The sequence below is a fragment of the Microbacterium sp. Leaf351 genome, from assembly GCF_001423825.1.
Classification (GTDB): domain Bacteria; phylum Actinomycetota; class Actinomycetes; order Actinomycetales; family Microbacteriaceae; genus Microbacterium; species Microbacterium ginsengisoli.
The window spans coordinates 22767-26965 of record NZ_LMPK01000002.1; the positions used below are offsets into that span (position 1 = coordinate 22767).

The 4199-nt window shown below is 68.9% G+C and carries 4 protein-coding genes; all 4 read right to left on the minus strand.

What is annotated here, in order from left to right:
• Positions 1-203: 203 nt before the first annotated feature.
• Entirely contained in the window at positions 204-599 is a 396-nt protein-coding gene (locus ASG00_RS00580) for a DUF779 domain-containing protein (protein WP_056206123.1), read from the minus strand.
• Positions 600-728: 129 nt separating this feature from the next.
• Positions 729-2276, minus strand: coding sequence for an acetaldehyde dehydrogenase ExaC (exaC, locus tag ASG00_RS00585; protein WP_056206124.1), 1548 nt, complete (start codon positions 2274-2276; stop codon positions 729-731).
• 102 nt (positions 2277-2378) lie between these two features.
• Positions 2379-3626 (minus strand): GAF domain-containing protein, encoded by a 1248-nt coding sequence (locus ASG00_RS00590; RefSeq protein ID WP_235559010.1) that lies wholly within the window; start codon positions 3624-3626, stop codon positions 2379-2381.
• A gap of 130 nt (positions 3627-3756) precedes the next feature.
• A complete protein-coding gene (locus ASG00_RS00595) occupies positions 3757-4092 on the minus strand; it encodes a winged helix-turn-helix transcriptional regulator (protein ID WP_045247891.1) in 336 nt (111 codons plus the stop codon).
• Between the last annotated feature and the right edge of the window lie 107 nt (positions 4093-4199).

The following is a 4199-nucleotide window of genomic DNA, read 5'->3' on the forward strand; positions in this document are numbered from 1 at the left end:
CGCCGAGCGCGCGAATGAGGCGTCTCACCTCGGCGGAGAGCGACGCCCCACCCTCGACGACGTGCACCGACCGTGCCGCGAGGAGCGCGTTCGTGCGGAGGGCGACGGCGCGCACGATACGCTCGGCCCGGGCGGTCTCGTCCACCGCCCCAGCCTAGGGTCGGGGCCCGCCGCGCCCGGAACCGGGCGTCACGAAGCGTTCGTCACGACGTCGTCAACCCGAAGTACTCGAGCTCGGCGTCGTTGAGCATGCGCGACCGGATGAGGAAGCGCATCCCCGTCGGGCCCTCCACGCTGAAGCCGGCGCCACGGCCGGGCACGACGTCGATCGTCAGATGGGTGTACTTCCAGTACTCGAACTGGCTCTCCGACATGAAGACCTCGATCGGCTCGAGGCCCGGGACATCAAGGTCGCCGAGCTTCACGTCGCTCGGACCGGTCATGAACATCCCGATCGGGTAGCACATGGGTGCGCTGCCGTCGCAGCAACCGCCGGACTGGTGGAACATCAGCGGGCCGTGCTGCTCGGTCAGCTGCCGCAGCAGGGATGCCGCGGCATCCGTCACATCGACGCGGTGATAGGTGCCGATACGGACCATCGTGATCTCCTCTCCGAGATCGTGTCCTCCGAGTGTGCGCCCGCCGCCGCCCGGAGGGAAGACCGGGACGACGGCGGGCGACGGATCCGCGGGGCTCCCGGAGGAGTGGGGAGCCCCGCATCCATCGGCTTAGAAGAAGCCCATGGCCCCTTCCGCGTAGCTGACCAGGAGGTTCTTGGTCTGCTGGTAGTGGTCGAGCATCTGAGCGTGGTTCTCGCGTCCGATGCCCGACTGCTTGTAGCCACCGAAGGCGGCGTGAGCCGGGTACTGGTGGTAGGTGTTCGTCCAGACGCGACCGGCCTCGATGGCGCGACCGGCACGGTAGGCGGTGTCGATGTTGCGGCTCCAGACACCGGCGCCCAGGCCGTACAGCGTGTCGTTGGCGATCGAGATGGCGTCGTCGAAGTCGTCGAACGAGGTGACCGAGACGACCGGACCGAAGATCTCCTCCTGGAAGATCCGCATGTCGTTGGTGCCCTCGAACACGGTCGGCGCCACGTAGAAGCCGCCCGACAGGTCGCCGCCGAGGTCGACGCGCTCACCACCGGTGAGCAGCTTCGCGCCGCCCTCCTGGCCGATCTGGATGTAGGACAGGATCTTCTCGAGCTGGTCGTTCGACGCCTGCGCACCGATCATGGTGTTCGGGTCGAGCGGGTTGCCCTGGATGATCTTGCTGACGCGCTGCAGGCCGTCACCGAGGAACTGGTCGTAGATCGAGCGCTGGATGAGCGCGCGCGACGGGCAGGTGCAGACCTCGCCCTGGTTCAGGGCGAACAGCGTGAAGCCCTCGAGCGCCTTGTCGTAGAAGCTGTCGTCACGGGTGGCGACGTCCTCGAAGAACAGGTTCGGGCTCTTGCCTCCGAGCTCGAGCGTGACCGGGATGAGGTGCTGCGACGCGTACTGCATGATCAGGCGGCCCGTGGTGGTCTCACCCGTGAAGGCGACCTTGCGGATGCGCTTGTGCTGCGCGAGCGGCGCGCCCGCCTCGATGCCGAAGCCGTTGACGATGTTGACGACACCGGCGGGGATGAGGTCGCCGATGATCTCGAACAGGAACAGCAGCGACGCCGGGGTCTGCTCGGCGGGCTTGATGACCACGCAGTTGCCGGCGGCGAGCGCGGGGGCGAGCTTCCACGCTGCCATGAGGATCGGGAAGTTCCACGGGATGATCTGCGCGACCACGCCCAGCGGCTCGTGGAAGTGGTACGCGACCGTGTTCTCGTCGATCTGGCTGATGCCGCCCTCCTGGGCCCGCAGCACGCCGGCGAAGTAGCGGAAGTGGTCGACGGTCAGCGGGATGTCCGCGGCGAGCGTCTCGCGCACCGGTTTGCCGTTGTCCCAGGTCTCGGCGACGGCGATCTTCTCGAGGTTCTGCTCGATGCGGTCGGCGATCTTGTTGAGCAGGTTGGCGCGCTCGGTGGTGCTGGTCTTCTTCCAGCTCTCGAACGCCTTCCACGCGGCATCCACCGCGCGATCGATGTCCTCGCTGGTGCCGCGCGCGACCTCGGTGAACGGCTTGCCGTTGACAGGCGAGATGTTCTCGAAGTACTGGCCCTTGACGGGCTCTACCCACTCGCCGCCGATGTAGTGGCCGTAGCGGGGGCGGTAGTCGGCGATCGAGCCACGCTGTCCGGGGGCTGCGTAGACGCTCGAGACGCCATCTTCGACGATGGTCATGGTGTCTCCTTCGACGGGTCATGAACCGAGGTCGGCGTCGGTGCCGCCTCGTTGCCGTCGAAGCTAGGTCGCGCCACGTTGCATCACGTTGCGCGGCGCGGATCAGCCCTCTTCGAGCCGCTCGATGCGCGCCACGAGTCCCGCGCGCTTGGGCGAGCGGGCCGGCAGCATCTCGAGGCACAGCCGCAACAGCTCGCCGTCGGCGGACCCCGTCTCGGTGTCGGCGAAGGCCAGCAGCACGTCGACGCTCGCCTCGCTCATGAGCGCTTCGCGCAGCGCCGTGCGCACCGAGTCGCGGAACTCCTCGACCCCGGGTGCGGTCGATTCGGGCAGCACGTCGCCGCGGTACGCCGAGAGCGCGACACGGTGCGCGCCGCGGTCGAGCAGCGACAGCAGCTGCTGCGCGTCGGTCTCGAGCCCTCCGCCGAGCCGGTAGGGACGGGACTCGGGCACGAGATGCGGCGCAGACTTCTCGAGCACCTTGCGCAAGCGCACGATCTCGGCCCGAAGCGTCACGGATGCCTCGGGGTCGCCGTAGACGAGTTCGCTCAGCCGCTCGGCCGACAGACCCTGCCGGTGGGTGGCGAGCATGAGCATGATCTCGGCGTGGCGCACCGAGAGCTCGAACACGGTGACCGACTGGTCGGCGGCGGTCTCGAGCAGCGCGCGGTCGCGGCCGAGCACCCGCAGTGTGGTGCGGCCGGTGACCGCGGGCTGGGTGCGAGAGCGGCGGGTGCGGGCGGGCTGCTCGGCGCGGGCTCGCAGGCGCGAGAGCAGCAGTTCGCCCTCGACGGCCCGCGCGGTCGCGTCGACCAGGAGCTTGGCTTGAGGAGTGACGACGACGTCGGTGCCGGTGACGTCGATGACGCCGAGCAGACGTCTCGTCTCGGGGTCGTGCACGGGCGCGGCCGTGCACGACCAGCCCTGCACGAGACGGTTGAAGTGCTCGGCGCCGCGGATCTGCACCGACTGGTCGAGCATGAGGGCGGTGCCGGGAGCGGCGGTGCCCATGGCCTCCTCCGACCACGTGGCGCCGGCGACGAAGCCCATCTCGCCCGCACGCAGTCGCAGACGTCGATCGCCCTCGACCCACAGCAGTCTTCCGGCGGCATCGCCGACGGCGACGACCACGCCGGAATCCTCGGAGACGCCGGGGATGAGGAGCGTGCGGATCATGTCGATCGCACCCGCAAGGGGATGCTCGTGCCGCAGCCGATCGAGTTCGTCGGCGGGGATGCCGATGGGCGGCAGGTCTTCGACGCCGACGAGACGGTCGAGCGAGCGGCGCCAACTCTCGCGCACCATGCCGCGCACGTTCCGCACGCGGTCGTCGTCCGAGTTGCCGCGCACGANNNNCCAAGGGGACGTCATTCGCGCCCTCCGATCGACGATGAAACGGGGGTCGCCCTCAGTGTAGACATCGGGCGCGACGCGCGGCAGGGTTCGTGGGAATCCCGCAGGTTCGCGGCGCCCGCGACGCTCATGGCCGCGCGGGGGCGACGAGGTAGGAGCTCGCCCAGCGTCCGAGGTCGTCGAGGATCGGGCTGATGCGGGTGCCCGCCTCGGTGAGCGCGTAGCTGACGGTGACGGGCGGGCCGGGTTCGACGGAACGGCTCACGAGTCCCGCCTCGGCGAGCTCGCCCAACCGGTCGGAGAGCATGGCGTCGCTGACGCCGATGGCCCGGCGGATCGCGACGAACGACGTCGGTCCCGCCCCGAGCACGCTCAGGATCATGCCGTTCCAGCGCTTGCCGAGGATCGAGAACGCGAGCGACACCGCCGCGTCGCACGCGTGGGTGTCGTGGTCCTCGGCCATGCCCCCATGGTAGCGGTGCTACACTCCGGAAAGTCGCTCTAATTTCCATAGCGACTACGAGAATGATCGGAGTGTCATGTCGCTGTTCCGTCTGGATGCCAGCATCC